Annotated in this window: 13 protein-coding genes; 6 read left to right on the forward strand and 7 right to left on the reverse strand. The window is 67.8% G+C overall.

What is annotated here, in order from left to right; translation table 11 throughout:
• Positions 1 to 125: 125 nt before the first annotated feature.
• From AB0M24_RS31490 to AB0M24_RS31500, 3 genes are all read left to right on the forward strand, one after another.
• Positions 126 to 728, forward strand: a complete 603-nt coding sequence (locus AB0M24_RS31490; RefSeq protein WP_363776029.1) for a hypothetical protein — start codon at positions 126 to 128, stop codon at positions 726 to 728.
• Position 729: 1 nt separating this feature from the next.
• The gene (locus AB0M24_RS31495) at positions 730 to 948 is read left to right on the forward strand and encodes a DUF6343 family protein (protein ID WP_363776032.1); all 219 of its coding nucleotides are present in this window, start codon (positions 730 to 732) and stop codon (positions 946 to 948) included.
• A 95-nt stretch (positions 949 to 1,043) separates the two neighbouring features.
• A complete protein-coding gene (locus tag AB0M24_RS31500) occupies positions 1,044 to 1,676 on the forward strand; it encodes a TetR/AcrR family transcriptional regulator (protein WP_363776080.1) in 633 nt (210 codons plus the stop codon).
• Here the strand turns inward: AB0M24_RS31500 and AB0M24_RS31505 are convergent.
• The 3 genes from AB0M24_RS31505 to AB0M24_RS31515 are packed head-to-tail and all read right to left on the reverse strand — an operon-like array spanning position 1,647 to position 4,616.
• Complete coding sequence (locus tag AB0M24_RS31505) at positions 1,647 to 2,987, reverse strand: NAD(P)/FAD-dependent oxidoreductase (RefSeq protein WP_363776035.1); 1,341 nt, start codon at positions 2,985 to 2,987, stop codon at positions 1,647 to 1,649. The two genes, AB0M24_RS31500 and AB0M24_RS31505, sit on opposite strands and share 30 nt — an antisense overlap.
• A gap of 21 nt (positions 2,988 to 3,008) precedes the next feature.
• On the reverse strand, positions 3,009 to 3,374 hold the full coding sequence (locus AB0M24_RS31510; RefSeq protein ID WP_363776038.1) for a VOC family protein: 366 nt from the start codon (positions 3,372 to 3,374) through the stop codon (positions 3,009 to 3,011).
• Positions 3,375 to 3,386: 12 nt separating this feature from the next.
• Positions 3,387 to 4,616, reverse strand: coding sequence for a hypothetical protein (locus AB0M24_RS31515; RefSeq protein WP_363776041.1), 1,230 nt, complete (start codon positions 4,614 to 4,616; stop codon positions 3,387 to 3,389).
• Positions 4,617 to 4,759: 143 nt separating this feature from the next.
• Between AB0M24_RS31515 and AB0M24_RS31520 the strand changes: the two genes are divergently transcribed.
• On the forward strand, positions 4,760 to 6,106 hold the full coding sequence (locus AB0M24_RS31520; RefSeq protein ID WP_363776044.1) for a S8 family serine peptidase: 1,347 nt from the start codon (positions 4,760 to 4,762) through the stop codon (positions 6,104 to 6,106).
• Between the two features lie 200 nt (positions 6,107 to 6,306).
• Entirely contained in the window at positions 6,307 to 6,810 is a 504-nt protein-coding gene (locus AB0M24_RS31525) for a DUF3145 domain-containing protein (RefSeq protein ID WP_089922398.1), read from the forward strand.
• A 17-nt stretch (positions 6,811 to 6,827) separates the two neighbouring features.
• Here AB0M24_RS31525 and AB0M24_RS31530 read toward each other — a convergent pair whose 3' ends face one another.
• From AB0M24_RS31530 to lanKC, 4 genes are all read right to left on the reverse strand, one after another.
• On the reverse strand, positions 6,828 to 8,546 hold the full coding sequence (locus tag AB0M24_RS31530; protein WP_363776048.1) for an ABC transporter ATP-binding protein: 1,719 nt from the start codon (positions 8,544 to 8,546) through the stop codon (positions 6,828 to 6,830).
• A complete protein-coding gene (locus tag AB0M24_RS31535; protein ID WP_363776051.1) occupies positions 8,546 to 10,159 on the reverse strand; it encodes an ABC transporter ATP-binding protein in 1,614 nt (537 codons plus the stop codon). The genes AB0M24_RS31530 and AB0M24_RS31535 overlap by 1 nt, the downstream gene beginning before the upstream one ends.
• Before the next feature lie 142 nt (positions 10,160 to 10,301).
• Positions 10,302 to 10,466, reverse strand: coding sequence for a SapB/AmfS family lanthipeptide (locus AB0M24_RS31540; protein WP_090058697.1), 165 nt, complete (start codon positions 10,464 to 10,466; stop codon positions 10,302 to 10,304).
• 34 nt (positions 10,467 to 10,500) lie between these two features.
• On the reverse strand, positions 10,501 to 13,062 hold the full coding sequence (gene lanKC, locus AB0M24_RS31545) for a class III lanthionine synthetase LanKC (RefSeq protein WP_363776055.1): 2,562 nt from the start codon (positions 13,060 to 13,062) through the stop codon (positions 10,501 to 10,503).
• 643 nt (positions 13,063 to 13,705) lie between these two features.
• On the opposite strand from lanKC, the gene AB0M24_RS31550 reads away from it, so the two are divergent.
• Positions 13,706 to 14,275, forward strand: coding sequence for a hypothetical protein (locus AB0M24_RS31550; protein WP_363776058.1), 570 nt, complete (start codon positions 13,706 to 13,708; stop codon positions 14,273 to 14,275).
• Positions 14,276 to 14,465 lie beyond the last annotated feature (190 nt).

Here is a 14,465-nt window from a genome sequence, read left to right on the forward strand (position 1 = left end):
TAGAAAAGATCTGTCCCCCGATCGTGGATTGCGCAGCGTGATCAACCCACCCAGGGCGGGGCCAGCAGGGTGAGCGTTGGGGTGACGTTTCTCCGCAAACCACCTGGAAACGGCATGGTGGGGGTATGACGCGTGCGGAGATCGTCCGGCTCGCCCGGTGCGTGGTGCGCAGGCCGCGGTGGCAGCTCGCCCTCGCCGTCCTGCTCTCCGCGTGGACGCTCGCCTGGGTGCTCGGCCAACTCGCCGAAACACCCCTGACCCCGCTCGGCGTACTCGGCTGGACCGGTATTCCCCTCGACGCGGCATCCGACTGGGTGCAGGAGCGTGAGAGCGTTCTCGCGTGGCTCGCGACCCTCGGCGGGCTGAGCTGGGCGGCGACCACCGAGCAGGGTCAGCTGCCCGCCCTCGCCGGCTGGTTCGCGGTCCTCGTGGCAGGAGAAGCAGCCGGGTACGAGCACGCGGTCCAGCGGGCGATGCTCAGCATGGTCGTGTTCTTGATCATCCTGGCGGCCGTGTCCCTCACCGGACGGCGGGCGTTCGTCGTCGACAGGATCGCCGTCATGCCCAGGGACGTGATGCGAGCCGGCATCACAGCCGCCGTGCTGACCGCCGTCGTCCCCCTCATCGCTCCTGGTCTGGCCCTGACCCGTCTCGTTAGGCCCTATGTGACGAAACCTCCGAGGCCGCTCAGGAGGGTTGAAGCTCCACTCCTGAGGGAAACTGGGTGATGTGAGCGACTACCTGCCACCCCCGGCACCCCCGCGGAGTGCTCTGACGCTGCGGTTGTGGCTCGCCGGGTTTGGCCTGGTCTTCAACTCGGTGGCCGGGTGGCTGGCGCTCAGAGCTGACCTCGTCTGGCTCGGGATCGCACTTTTACTACTCGCCGTTGTCTGCCTTGTCGACTTCGGTTGGGTAGTTCATCGCAAACGGCGTGGAGATCCCGGCTGAAACCTGTCGGGAACCTGTGCTTGGGCTTAGCGGGTCGTATGGATAAAGATGTTCGCGTGCATGAAGACCCGGCCAAAGGCAGGTTAGCCAGGGTGATGCGTCGACAGCCGGTGCAACAGCGTGGCGCGGCTACTGTCTCCGCGATCCTGGACGCTTGTGCGAGCCTGCTGAACGAATACGACTACGACGACATCACCACGGCGCGCATCGTCGATGTGGCCGGTGTGCCCATTGGTTCCTTCTATCAGTACTTCCCGGACAAACGATCTGTTGTCCACGCTCTGGCACTTCGCGGGATGGAGACCTATCTCCGCGAGGTCGAGGAGCTGTTCGCCGCGGACCTGGTCGCGGACACGTGGCGCGAGGCCATGACCCAGATCGTCACGGTCTACATGAGGATGCTGACGGAGGTGCCCGGCTTCGGCAGGGTGCGGTTCAGCGACATGCTCGACAGCCACCGGCTCGACTCCAGCGTCGACCAGTACGAGCTGATGGCCGAACGGCTCGCGGAGATGTTCGTCAACCGGTTCGGCGCGCACGGCGACGCCCCGGTGATGCTCACCTTCCGCATCGCCGTGCAGACCGCGGACGCGCTGTTCAAGCTCGCCGAACGCGTCGACGCCGACGATCGCGCGTACGTGGTCGGCACGGCGAACGAGCTGCTCACCGGCATGCTGGGGTCGGTGCTGGAAGCCCCGTCAGAGGCCGTACGCCTCGAGCAGCCGTAGCCAGACCTCGCTGATCGTCGGGTACGAGGGAACCGCGTGCCACAACCGGTCCACGGTGACTTCCCCGACGATCGCGACGGTCGCCGAGTGCAGCAGCTCGGCGACGTCCTGGCCGACGAACGTGACGCCGACCAGCGTCCGCGTGCGCTCGTCCACGACCATCCGCGTCCTGCCCTTGTACCCGTCGGCGTGCAGTGACGAGCCGGCCACCGCGATGTCGAGGTCGACGACCTTCACCTCACGGCCCTGAGCACGTGCTTCCGCGGCGGTGTGCCCGACGAACGCCACCTCGGGGTCGGTGAACACGACCTGCGGCACCGCCACGTGGTCCGCCCAGGCCTGCCCCGCCGACAACGGCTGCGGCTCGAACCCGCGCGACCGCTCCAAGATCGCCGTGCCGACCGCACGTCCCTGGTACTTGCCCTGGTGCGTCAGCAACGCACGCCCGGTGACGTCACCGCACGCGTAGAGCCAGCGTCCGTCCACACCGGACACCAGCCCGGAGTCGTCGATGGTCAGCGGCTTGCCGTCCTTGGTCGCCGGCACCCGCCCCGTCGCCACCAGGATCTCCGAGCCCTTCACGACCCGGCCGTCCTGCAACGTCAGCGCACCCGGCGCGATCGCCGACGCACGCGCGTTCAGCAGCACCTCGACGCCATCTTCCTGCAGGCCTTCGACGACGAGCGGCCCGACGAACTCCTCCAGCCGCGGCAACGGCCGGTCACCGGACACCACCAGCGTCACCTTCGACCCGAGCCGCGCCCACGCCTGCGCCATCTCGACGCCGACGACGCCACCACCCAGCACCACCAGCGAATCCGGCACCGAACGCGATGACGTGGCATCGCGCGACGTCCACACGGGAGTGTCGGCGATGCCTTCCAGCGGCGGCATCTTCGGCACACTGCCGGTCGCGACCACCACGGCCTGGCGCGCCCGATACACGTCCGAACCGACCGTGACCTCGCGCTCGCCGGTGACCGCACCGTCGCCGCGGATGACCGTGATGTTCTCCGACTCGGCCCACTTGACCTGGCCCGAGTCGTCCCAGTTGGACGTGAAGCTCGTCCGCCGCGCGAGCACCTCCTCCGGGTTCAGCGACCCGGCGTCGACACCCTGCACGCGCCGGGCGGCCGCGAGCGCGTGACCAGGCCGGAGCAATGCCTTCGACGGCATGCACGCCCAGTACGAGCACTCGCCGCCGACCAGCTCCTTCTCGATCATGGCGGTGGACAGGCCTCCCGCGGCCGTCCGCCACGCCACGTTCTCACCTACGGGCCCACCACCGATGACGATGACGTCGAAGTCCATGCGCCCAACACTAGGCCTCGATCATGAAAGCCACACGAGGCAGAAGGGGTGCCCGACGGGGTCCAGGTAGACCCGGAACGTGTCGTCGTTGTCCGTGTCTTGAGGCAGCGACCTCGCGCCGATCTCCAGCGCACGAGGTTCGGCCTCCTCGATGTCCTCGACCAGCACGTCGAGGTGGAACTGCTGCGAGCCGTGCGGATCGGGGAAGACGGGCGGCTGGTACTCGGGCGCGAGCTGGAACGCGATCCGCGTGCCGGAAGCGACGATCACCACCCACGTGTCGTCACCACCGGCCAACCGCGAGGCACCCAGGAGCTTCTCGTAGAAGGACGCCAGTTCGGAGGGGTTCGGGCAGTCGAGCACGACAGAACGAAGTTGTCCGACCATGCCCTCAACCCTCTACCGGGTGGTGGGCAGCCGCAACGCCTGCCTGGTGACCGGGTCCAGCGTCTGGTCGCCGCCGCCACCGGACCACACCACGAACGCGAGCTGCACGCGCGTGCCCTTGATCCCGCACGCGAACGCCGCGTTCTGCAGCGGTTTCCCGTCCAGCCCGTTCACCCCGCCGGAACCGGGCGTGTTCACGATGTTGTAGAACGCGTTCGCGCTCGGTGCGTCCAGCAGGTCGAGATCGGCCACCAGCACCGTGACCTGCTTGCCGTTCACCGTCGTCTCGTACGTGGCACGTTGCAGCGCGCCGCACTCGTTCGCGATGAGCCACGCCTTCGCGTCACCGAACGCCTGCGCCTGGCAGTCCTTGTCCCTCTTGTTGTCCTTGGGCACGAACGTCGTGCCGTCCACGACCACCGTCGTCGGCTGCGTGGCCGACGGCGCGGGCGTCGCGTCGGACGGCTTGTCGTCGCCGGGCAACGCCACCAGCAGCCACACGAGCAGCACCAGAGCGACGAGTCCGCCCAGCCCCAGGTAGACCAGCTTGGTGGGCAAGCGTTTGCGCGTCAGCGGGATCCGCGCCTGGACCTTGGGGATCAGCATCGTGCTCGCGGCCGCGAGATCGGGGGAGACCGCGTCGCTGAACCCCTCGGCGAGCAACGCCCGCGCGTCCGGCGGAGTTCCGGTCGTCTGCAGGATCGCGAGCAGCTTCACCGCGTGATCCGCCGTGCACAGCACCGAAGACGTGGCGAGCTCACGCGCGGCGGAGAGCAAAGTGGACGGTTTGGGGTGCAGCACGCGCACACCGCGGTTCAGGTCCGACGTCGGCTGCACGACCTGGCTCACGAACGGGCCGACCGCCACGACCGTGCTGACCGGCAACGGTTCCGCGCGCATCGCCTGGATCCGCTGTGCCACCGCGGTCGCCGCCGCCACGGCCTCGGTCGCCGGGTTCGCCGCGCCGTCCTGGCTGACGAGCGGCCAGCCGTCGATCTTCCACTGGCCACCGAGCGGCGCCTCGAGCTTCACCGCCGGGTCGGGCAGGTCGACGCCGACGATCACCAGAACTCCCTTGGGGAGCACGACGATCGCGTCCAGCGGCACGGGGCAGTCGGGTGGCTGGACGCCGGTCAGCGCGACGCCTCCGAGGACTTCGGTACCAGCGCCGACCGCCGTCAGGGCGGCACGGACGTCCGCCCCAATGGCCGAGGGTTCAGCGCCCAGACGGATCAACCGCACGAGTCCCCACCTTTCCGCACGGGTGGACACGGTAGCGGTCCGGGGTCGCTCAAACGCAGCCAGTCGAGACGTTGCGTGATACCCGTCACCGGTTTGTGGATCACTCGTTAGATGGATTGCCTGCCTATGTTCACGGAGGGTCCATGTTCAAACGCGCCGCACTGCTCGCCGTAGTGCTCGTGGCTGCCTCTACCCCTGTCGGGGCCGCCCAGACGACTTCGACGGTCTACGTCCACGGCACTGATCTCGCCTCCGCCGAACAAGCGGTGGCAGCTGCCGGTCTGCAGAAGCTAACGAGCTTCCGCAAGATCGGCGTGGTCGCCGCTCGCGGCACCACGACGCAGATCTCCTCCGCCCGCGCCCAGCAGGGCGTCCGCACCGTCGAGGTGGCGAAGCCGGCGAGGTTCCTGGGCTCGTCGGGCACCGCCGCCACCCGCAGCAGGGAGGCACAGCAGAGCTCCGGGCTGACCGGCGCCGGCGTCTCGGTCGCGGTGATCGACTCCGGTGTCGACCCGACGCACCCGGCGTTCGCGGGCGGCAAGATCGTCCGCAGCCTGAAGAGCCTGTGCGTCGCCGACAACTCCACCGACACCAGCTGCATCGTGCCGGTGCCGAACATCATCGACACGGACACGACGTCGCTGGGTGGTCACGGCACGCACGTCACCGGCATCGCGATCGGCACGCCGTACCAGCTCGCGGACGGCACGGTGGTCGGCGGTTCCGCGCCCGGTGCCAAGGGCGTCGTGATCTCGACCGGTGCGGCGATCCTCATCCTCGGTGCGGACGCGGCCCTGAACTGGGTGCTGGAGAACCACAAGGCGCCGTGCGGTGCCGGTGTGCCGGCGTCGACGTGCCCGCCGATCAAGGTGATCAACAACTCGTACGGTCCTTCCGGCGGCGGCGCGTTCGACCCGAACTCGGTGACGGTCAAGCTGCAGCGCCAGCTCGTGGCCGAAGGAGTCGTGGTCGTGTGGGCCAACGGCAACGACGGTGGCGACGGCTCGGCGAACCTGTCGAACCCGCCCGGCATCGACCCGACGCCCGGCGTGATCTCGGCCGCCTCCTACAACGACCAGGGCACGGGCACCCGTGACGGCACGGTGTCCGACTTCTCGTCGCGCGGCCTGAAGACGGATTCCTCGACGTGGCCGGACATCTCGGCTCCCGGTGAGAACATCGTGTCGGCTTGCCGCCTGTACCTGCCGATCTGCTCGACCGGCCTGGCCCCGCAGAACGGTCCGGGACTGCTCGACCTCGGCACGTACAACACGATCAGCGGCACGTCGATGGCGGCGCCGCAGATCGCCGGCATCGTCGCACAGCTGTTCCAGGCCAAGCCTTCCGCGACTCCCGCCGACATCGAGCGGGCGCTGAAGTCCACGGCCCACAAGTACGGCACCGGTTACACGCAGGTGGGGCCGTACACGACGTCGTTCGACAAGGGCACGGGCCTAGTCGACGTGGTCGCCGCGGTAAACGCTCTCTAGATCACGATCGCGCATCACTCGGCCGGGGAGATCGGGACTTAAGGCCTGTATCTGCCCCGGTCGGGTGATGATCGAGCTGGTTCTTATGGCGGACACGGCTCAAGTCAAGGCAGAATGCAGCGAACGGGGTTTCACCGTGATCACCGGGCTCGACAAAGGCGTAGGGGAAGACGTCCCTCGTCGAGTAGCGGAGGTCAGCAGTGAGCACCCGTGGCAGCACCAGTGGCGTGGTCTACGTCCACTCGTCGCCGTCTGCGGTCTGTCCGCACGTCGAGTGGGCGATTTCGGGCACCCTAGGCGTCCGAGTGGACCTCAGGTGGGCAGCGCAACCCGCGGCACCAGGCCAGTTGCGCGCTGAATGCGCATGGACCGGAGACGCCGGTACCGGCGCGAAACTCGTGGCTGCGCTGCGCGCGTGGCCAATGCTTCGCTTCGAGGTGACCGAGGAACCCTCCTCCGGTCAGGACGGCGAGCGCTTCTGCTTCGCGCCCGTTTTGGGGCTGTGGCACGCCAGGACCTCGGCAAACGGCGACATCGTCGTGAACGAGGACCAGCTGCGCGCGCTGGCCGTGCGGGCTCGTGGCGGTGAGTCCTTCGCACACGGCGTCGACGAACTTCTCGGCGCGGCGTGGGACGACGCGCTGGAACCGTTCCGCCGCGCGGGAGACGGCGCGCCGGTGACCTGGCTGCACCGTGTCGGTTAGTCCTGAGTGGACCCCGCTCACCGTTTGGGTAGCGGGGTTTCCTCGTGGTGCAGGGGATCCCAGGCCAGCATGAGCCGGCCGTAGAGGGCTGACGTCTTCAGCAGGTGCTGGTGGGTGCCGAGCAGCGGCGTGCCGCCGTCCATGACCAGCACGCGGTTCGCCCGCAGTGCCGAGCTCAGCCGGTGCGCGATCACCACGAGAATGCCGTCCCTCTGGGCGAAAGCACGTTCGACCCTGGCTTCCGCCGCCGGGTCGAGGTGTGAGGTCGCCTCGTCGAGGATCACGACGCTCGCGGACGTGACGTAGACCCGCGCGAGTGCCAGAAGTTGCGCCTCACCGGCGGAAAGCCCTTCGCCCGCGTGGCCGAGCGGCGCGTCCAGCCCGCCGAGTGAGTCCAGAAGTGGTTTGGCGCCAACCTTTTTCACCGCGTCGACGAGATCGGAGTCCGTCGACCACGGCGCGAGCAGCGCGAGATTCTCCCGCACAGTGCCCGTGAACAGGTACGTCTCCTGCGGAATCAGCGCGATGGCGTGGTGCCGTACCGCGGGAACCACCAGGTCGACGGGGGCGCCGCCGAACAGGACGGTGCCGAAGTCCGGTGGCATCAGGCCGGTCAGCAGACTGGCCATTGTGGACTTGCCGATGCCGGACGGTCCGACCACGGCCAGGTGGTCGCCGGGCTTGAGAGCGAGCGACAGGCCGCGCACCACGGGTTCCGCGTCCGAGCTCCAGCCGAACGTGACGTCCTTCAGGACGAATTCGCCGTTCGACGGGGTTTCCCGGCCTGGCTCCCCGGCCTGTCGCGGTGCTGCTTCCTGAAGTCGTTTGAGCGCAACCATCAACCGCATCACGACAGTGCTGGTCGTGCGGGCGAGGCCGTGCAGCGCGGGGTTCACGCTGTTGGTGAGGTAGACGACCGCGGCGAGCACGGCGCCCGTCGTGAGCTCGCCGGACGCGACCAGCGGGGGAGCGAACGCGACCAGCAGCACGACCGGGGTGAAGCCGCCGATCGCGATCACCGTGGCGCGCAACGAGTTCGCCCAGGCCACGTTGATCGTGGCCCTGGCCTGCTGGTTGATCTGCGTGGCGATGTCTTTGTACGCCTCGTTCGACGCGTGGCAGGCGGCGACGTCGCGCAGCCCGGTGAGCACCGCGCCGGACGCTTCCGCCGTGCGTTCGTCGGCCATCACGGCGTCGCGCTGGCGTTTGGCCAGCGACGGGAGCATGAGTCCGAACAGCACGAGCGCGCTGACGATCGGCAGGACCACCAGCCAGATCAACGCGGCCGCGGTCGTGGCGAGACCGATCAGCGCGGCGATCGTCGTGACGAGAAGTGCGCGCGCCTGCACCAGAACACCCGCGGTCGCGTCGCGCACGACCTCGACGTGGCGCGTGATCATGGCTACGGCACTGGCATCCGGCGTTCGGCGGTGCGTCGGGTCGTTCAGCACACCCTTCACGACCTGCGTGACCAGGGCGTCGCGCATGGGTTCGACGACGGCGCCGAGCCGGGCGAAGACCTGGCGCTGGCCCAGTGCTCCCGCCACCGCGAGTGCCGCGAAGGCGAGCAGCCACAGCACGCCGGACAGCGGTTCTCCTCGGGCGAAACCCTGGTCGACCGCGGTGCCGACGAGCTTGCCGCCGAAGAACGCCGGCACACCTTCGAGAGTGGACCAGCCGAGCAGGATCAGGACACCTCGGCGGTGTCCTGCCAGCGTGGAGAGGTAGAAACGCATCACTCGCCCCCGGTGAACACAGCGCGGTAGTCCTCGTCGTCCCACAGCTCCTGGTGGGTGCCGGTCCCTCTGACCCGGCCCTTCTCCAGCCACACCACGACGTCCGCACGCGCTGCCGTTGCCGGTCGATGTGTCACGACGACGCGAGTCCGGCCTGGTAGAGCCGTTGTCAGTGCTGCGTCCACTTTGGCCTCGGTGACGGTGTCGAGGCTGGCGGTGGCGTCGTCGAGCACCAACACCTCGGGATCGCGGACGATCGCGCGCGCGAGGCCGATCCGCTGGGCCTCGCCGCCGGACAGAGGTGCGTCGGCGACAGGGGTTTCGTAACCCTGCGGCAAGCGAATCAGCACGTCGTGCACTTGGGCGGCGACTGCTGCGTCACGAACCTGGACCTCGTCGGCGTCGGTTCCATAGCCGATCGAACGGCCGATCGTCGTGCCGAGCAACGCCGGACGTTCGAACGCATAGCCGACAGCGCCTTCTCTCGCGACGGTGCCGTTGTCCACTGCGGACAGTCCACCGAGCACCGCGGCGAGCGTCGACTTGCCCGCACCGGAGCTGCCCACGATCGCGGCGAACGCGCCGGTGGGAATCGTGAGGCTCACGTCGTGCAGGGCGCCGTCGACGGAGACGTTCCTCAGCTCGATTCCGTCGCTGGTCAGGAGTGCGGGGCGCTTCGGTGGCGGGGTGTCGAGGACCTCGGCGATGCGAGTGGCCGACGCGCGAGTGCGTTCCAGCACCGTGAGCTGCGGCATCTGGCCGACGATGCCCATGCCGAGTGCGGTGTAGCCGAGGGCGGCGAGCACGTCACCGGCGCTCAGCCTGCCTTCGAGAATGCCGAAACCGGCGGCGACGAGCACGGCGAGCTCCACGGCCGGCAGCAGCAGCCCGGCACGCCACATCATCGTCGCTTGAGTGCGCCACATGCCCGCGCCGGCCGCGGCGAGCCGGGGGAGTGGCCGCAGCACGCGGTCCGACTCGCGGTCGGTGATGCCCGCGGCGGCGATGGTGCGCCTGCCGCCCACCGCGTCGAGCAGGCGAGCCGAGATCTCACCGGAAACCTGCTGGTAGGCGAGCACGTCATCGGCGGTGAGCTGCATGTGCGAGCGCACCAGGAACATCGCCAGCGGCACGCTCACCGCGAACACCGCCGCGAGCCGCCAGTCCAGCAACGCCAGCGCCACGACCGCACCGACCGAGGACACGGCGGTCACCGTCAGGGCCAGCAGCGTGACCACGACCCCGCCGGCGTTGCCGCAGTCACCGGTCAACCGGCTCACCGCGTCACCCGCGGCGAACCGGGACGGGTGACCGAGCGCGAGCAGGTGGCGGGAGAGCCGTTTGCGCAGCCATGCGGTGGCACGGGCGGTGATGCTCGCGGCGAGCACGACGCCGATCGCGTCGCCGATGATCTCCGTCGCCGCGAGCAGAAGCAGCCACAGCACCGTGACCAGCACGAACTTGCCGCTCAACGCCATGTCGACGGCGCCCGCGAGTGCGGTGGGCAGCAGCAGACCGCCGGTGGTCGCCACGGCGGCGTTGAGGAGCAACAGCCACGGGCGGAAGTCGCGTTTCACGGTGGAGAACAGCAGGGCGTCACCGGGTTTGGCCATCGCTGTTCCTCCGGGCGTCGTGAGGGCGCATCATGAGCCAGGGCCCGACAGCTGGCCGGCTGCCGGGCCCTGCAGTTGGCGGGTGAGCGGCATACTTCGCCTATGCCGCTCACCGGCCGCGGTGGAACCGTTGTGGAGAAGCTCAGCAGGCCAGCAGGCTGACGGTGCTGTGCGAGCAGGGCAGCAGGAGCGAGGCGTTCGACGCGGTCGTGGAACCGCCGCCGCCACCGCCGCCGTGGCCCGACGCCATCGCGTTGCTCGGGGCCTCGGGGGTCTCCAGGTCCTGCATGTCAAGGATGAAACCCATGACAGTTCTCCTTATATCGAGGGATCGGTTACTGCTACCGGTCAACGGTGACCGGCGTTCGTGAGCCCAGGAAGGGCAATGGCGGTGCTCCGTCCACTGTGGACGCGATCGCGAGCAGGACGCCCGCACCGCCGGTGTTGAGGTCCATCGAGAGCCGGCGCAGCTGCACGCCGGGGAACGCGAGCCCGCCGCCGTAGCGCACGGCGTGCCAGCCGAGTGCCTTGAGGTGCCTCGCGACGGCGCGTTCGAGGTGGTCGTCGGGCTGGTGCCGGGTCGCGTGGGCCAGCGTGGCCATCAGTCCGGCCCTGCCCAGCGTGAAGGCGGGCTGGATGACGAACTCGCCGGTGCAGCCGCTCAGCAGCTCGGGAAGCCTTGCCGCACAGGGTCGTTCGGGCGCCAGTTTCGCGAATTCCGTGAGCACCAACGCGATGCCCGCGCCGCCGATGCCGACGTACGGCAGCGACCGGAACGTGCCGTCGCGCACCTGCAGCGACCCGTCCAGCGCGATCATCGTCTCGGCCAGGTCGCGTTCCAGCGCCTGCTCGGACCGCCTGAGCCAGCGTCGTTCCGCGGTGTGCTCGAACAGGCGCAGGAAGAACAGCGCCGGCCCCGACCAGCCGTGCAGCAGGCCGGCCCTCGCCTTGCCACCGGGTTCCGGCGCGTCGGCCAGCTGCTGCGCGAGCCGTTCGGCCAGTTCCTCCGCCTGCGCGGCGAAACCGTCGTCCTCGCGGGTGGCCGCGAAGTGCAGCAGGTTGAGCCCGATGCCGGACAGGCCGGCGCTCAGCCCGTGGTCCTTGGTGGTGCGGACGAGCGGCGTGTAGCTCTCGACGATCTCCGCCGCGACGTCGTGGTGGCCGAAGTTCTCCAGCACGTGCGCGATTCCGTGTGCGCCGACGAAGAAACCGGGCTGCTTGGGAGGATCGTTGCTGACGGCGTTGATCAGCCAGTCCTCGTGCTCGGGGTATCGGCCCTCGCCTGCTTCCGCGAGCGCGTGCAGCACTCCCGCCGCGCCGTGACCGAATCCCGTGCCGCCGGTCTCGAACTGCTCGATGTCGCCGGGGAACAGCCGGTCCGTCCGCTCGGGCGTCGCGCTGTGCAGGATCGCGGTGGCGATCTCCTTGCGCACGACCGTCCAGTCCGGACTCTCGTCGTCGAACGCGGTGAACGCCGGGTCCGCGGGCGGGTCGACGCGCGGCGTGAGCACGTCGAGGATCTGCTTCTGGTAGACCTCTTCGAGCCCGAAGCGTTCGGAGATCACGTGCACGTGCTGGCGGAGCTTGGCGGGGGCCAGCTCCAGCACCGCGTTGAGCGGCAGGAAGATCCACAGCTTGAGCGCGGCCAGCGGGTAGGCGTCGATGTCGAAGCCCTCGCGGTCGTTCGGCGCCTGGAAGCCCGGTGCGCCGAGCGTCGGCCGGTGCACGTCCTCGATCGCGGACGACAGCTCGAAGTCGATCAGTGAGACCTCGTCGTCCTCGTCGACCAGGATGTTCATCGTGTGCAGGTCACCGAACACGACGCCGCGTTCGTGCACCCGCGTCATCAGGTCCTCGACCTTGGCGATGAGTTTCTCCGCCCTGACGCGGTAGTCGCTGAGGAGCTCGTCGGTGGTGTCCTTGTGCGTCAACGGGTAGTTGTGGCCGAGCCACTGCCCGAGCGAGCGGCCCGGCATGAACTCCATGGCCACGAACAGGTGCTCCCACTCGGTGAAGCGGTCGTACACCTGCGGCACACCCTTGACACCGTTCAGTTTCGTGAGGATCTCGTGCTCGAGTTCCAGCCGTGCCACGGCGTCCCGGCCCTCGCGGTCGAGTCCGGCGTGCGGCCGTGCCTCCTTGAGCACGACCTCCTTGCCGTCGCTCTTGCGCGTGGCCAGGTAGACACCGCCGCCGTTGGAGAAGTGCAGCGAGCTCTTGATCTGGTACGGGAACCGCTGCGGGTCGCCGGCGTTGCGTTCTGCCAGGTGCGGTTCGAGGAACTTCGGCAGCTCGATCCACTCGGGCACGCTGAACACGGGCTTGCGCTTGTCCGCGATGAGCTCGCCATCGGCGTTCTCGATCGCGAGCACCTGCTGCCCGTCGACCTCGAGCCACTGCTCGGCGAACCCGCCGTAGCGCACGTACAGCGGGCCCTTGCCGAAGCGCAGGTCGCTGAGGATGTAGGCGCCGTGCTCGCCTTGGAGCTGCTCGGAGAGCTCGGTGCAGATCGTCTCGAGCTGCTGGACGCTCGTGGGGTAGATCGCGATCAGCTTGCCGCTGCCCTCGCGGGGCGCGTACTTCGAGTTGCGGGCCAGCACGATCGACATCGTCCGCAGGTACTTGAAGCTGATACGTCGCTCGACGCAGTAGTCGAAAGTCGCCTTCAATACCCTGCCGGCGTTGTCGAGTCCAGCGGAAACGTGGATTTTCCACCCTTGGTTGGGCAGCTGCACACCTTGGGGGTGCTGGTGCCGCCACACGTTGCGCTCAACCATCGTCCAGTCGACCGGGAGCTGCGGCAACTCGGTGGAAAAGTCGTCCTTCGGAGTGGTTTCGGTGCTGCTCTGCAGATCGTAGAACTGCCGATCGGCGAAGCAGTACGCCTCGTATCTGAGGTCCACCGAATTCCCCTCCTTGGTTGTTGTGCCGGTGTTCTGCGTTTTGTTTACGCGGCATATTTCCGCACAATCTCGCGGCTATGGCCAATCCGCCATTCGTGGCATATGGGTAGCCCGTTCGTGGTCAAATCATGGGTGGTTACCGGCGCGTATGTGACCGGACGTGATCAGGTTTGGGTCCATCTCACCCGGTTGCAAGGTTTGCTGACTGATGCGTTTGCAGGATTGTCGCAGGTGCCCGCTAAACGGTACTGGATCGTTTCTGATCCTGCGGCTTTCTGAGCTGCGGTATTCCACGTCGATCACGACGTATAGTTGGGTAGAGTTAAACGTCGTGCACGCGCTGTGTTCTCTACTCTTTCCGGGTGAAGCTCGGATTGGCTGCTATTGCGTGTTTAGTACGGCTGATCGGCGGTACGGGATGCCCCGAAAGAACCCATTCGATGGATGAGATTGGGCATGCGTTATTTATGTAGCAATCGTTGTCTTGCTACATGCAACTTGCATCCGTGGAAAATGTAGTCTTTTGGGTGAAAGTCGTGTTTTGATGTAACGGAACAGGTTTTGTGAGTGGCCCTCTGCTGTCCTCGGGGCGGTGCGGCGGCTGTGTCACGGGGCCGACGGCTAGGCTGCAGAGGTGGGGAGCGTGGCTAGCCGTTGGTTGGTGCCGGCAGTGGTGGTGATCACCGGTGCCGCGGTGGCCGCCGGGATGGTGGGGCGGACGCTGTACTCGCGTCCCGCCGAGGTTCAGGGTGATCCCGTCGTGCCGGCTTCCACGTCGGTGTCCGGGGAGGCGTTGTCCGGCGTCGGTCAGGTTCGGTTGAGCAACGACTCGTTCACGCATCCTGATCGGACTGCGGTGCAGTCTGTGCTGCAGAAGTTCTTCGACTCGATCAACGCTGGGGACTTTGCCGCTTGGCGGACTGTGGTGTCTGCTCGGCGGGTTTCGCAGGCTGTTGAGTCGACTTGGGCTGCTGCGTATGAGACCACCCGGGATGGCGGGATGGTGGTGCAGCGGATCGAGTCCGATGTGGTCGGGCGGCGGCTGCGGGTGCTGATCTCGTTCGTGTCCACTCAGGACGTTGCCAAGGCGCCGGTTGCGCTGCCGGAGCCCTGTATTCGGTGGCGGGTTGTTTACGTGATGGTGTGGGAGGGGCGGGAGTTGAAGGTGGATGAGGCTCCTGAGAACCGGACTCCTCAGATGGAGAAGTGCTGAGCGCGCCGGTTCCGTAGGTCGTCCCCCTGCTGCGTTGGCGGCTGGCGGTTTCGTGTCCGTAGGTGGTGCTGTTGCGTGCTTCCGTTCCGGTTGCGTTCTGGGAGCTCTGCCCCAGACCCCGCCAATCTGATCAAAGACCCACCAGCGCCATACGCGGGTTGATGGCACGCCTGTTGCTTTGGGCGGCTGC

The sequence above is a fragment of the Lentzea sp. NPDC051838 genome (assembly GCF_040681245.1).
Lineage (GTDB): Bacteria > Actinomycetota > Actinomycetes > Mycobacteriales > Pseudonocardiaceae > Lentzea.

Excerpts from the sequence above, each read along its gene's own strand:
- AB0M24_RS31540 (WP_090058697.1), bottom strand. The coding sequence starts at position 10,466 with ATGGGTTTCATCCTTGACATGCAGGACCTGGAGACCCCCGAGGCCCCG.
- AB0M24_RS31505 (WP_363776035.1), bottom strand. The coding sequence starts at position 2,987 with ATGGACTTCGACGTCATCGTCATCGGTGGTGGGCCCGTAGGTGAGAAC.
- AB0M24_RS31510 (WP_363776038.1), bottom strand. The coding sequence starts at position 3,374 with ATGGTCGGACAACTTCGTTCTGTCGTGCTCGACTGCCCGAACCCCTCC.
- AB0M24_RS31530 (WP_363776048.1), bottom strand. The coding sequence starts at position 8,546 with ATGCGTTTCTACCTCTCCACGCTGGCAGGACACCGCCGAGGTGTCCTG.
- AB0M24_RS31500 (WP_363776080.1), top strand. The coding sequence starts at position 1,044 with ATGCGTCGACAGCCGGTGCAACAGCGTGGCGCGGCTACTGTCTCCGCG.
- AB0M24_RS31490 (WP_363776029.1), top strand. The coding sequence starts at position 126 with ATGACGCGTGCGGAGATCGTCCGGCTCGCCCGGTGCGTGGTGCGCAGG.
- AB0M24_RS31520 (WP_363776044.1), top strand. The coding sequence starts at position 4,760 with ATGTTCAAACGCGCCGCACTGCTCGCCGTAGTGCTCGTGGCTGCCTCT.
- AB0M24_RS31535 (WP_363776051.1), bottom strand. The coding sequence starts at position 10,159 with ATGGCCAAACCCGGTGACGCCCTGCTGTTCTCCACCGTGAAACGCGAC.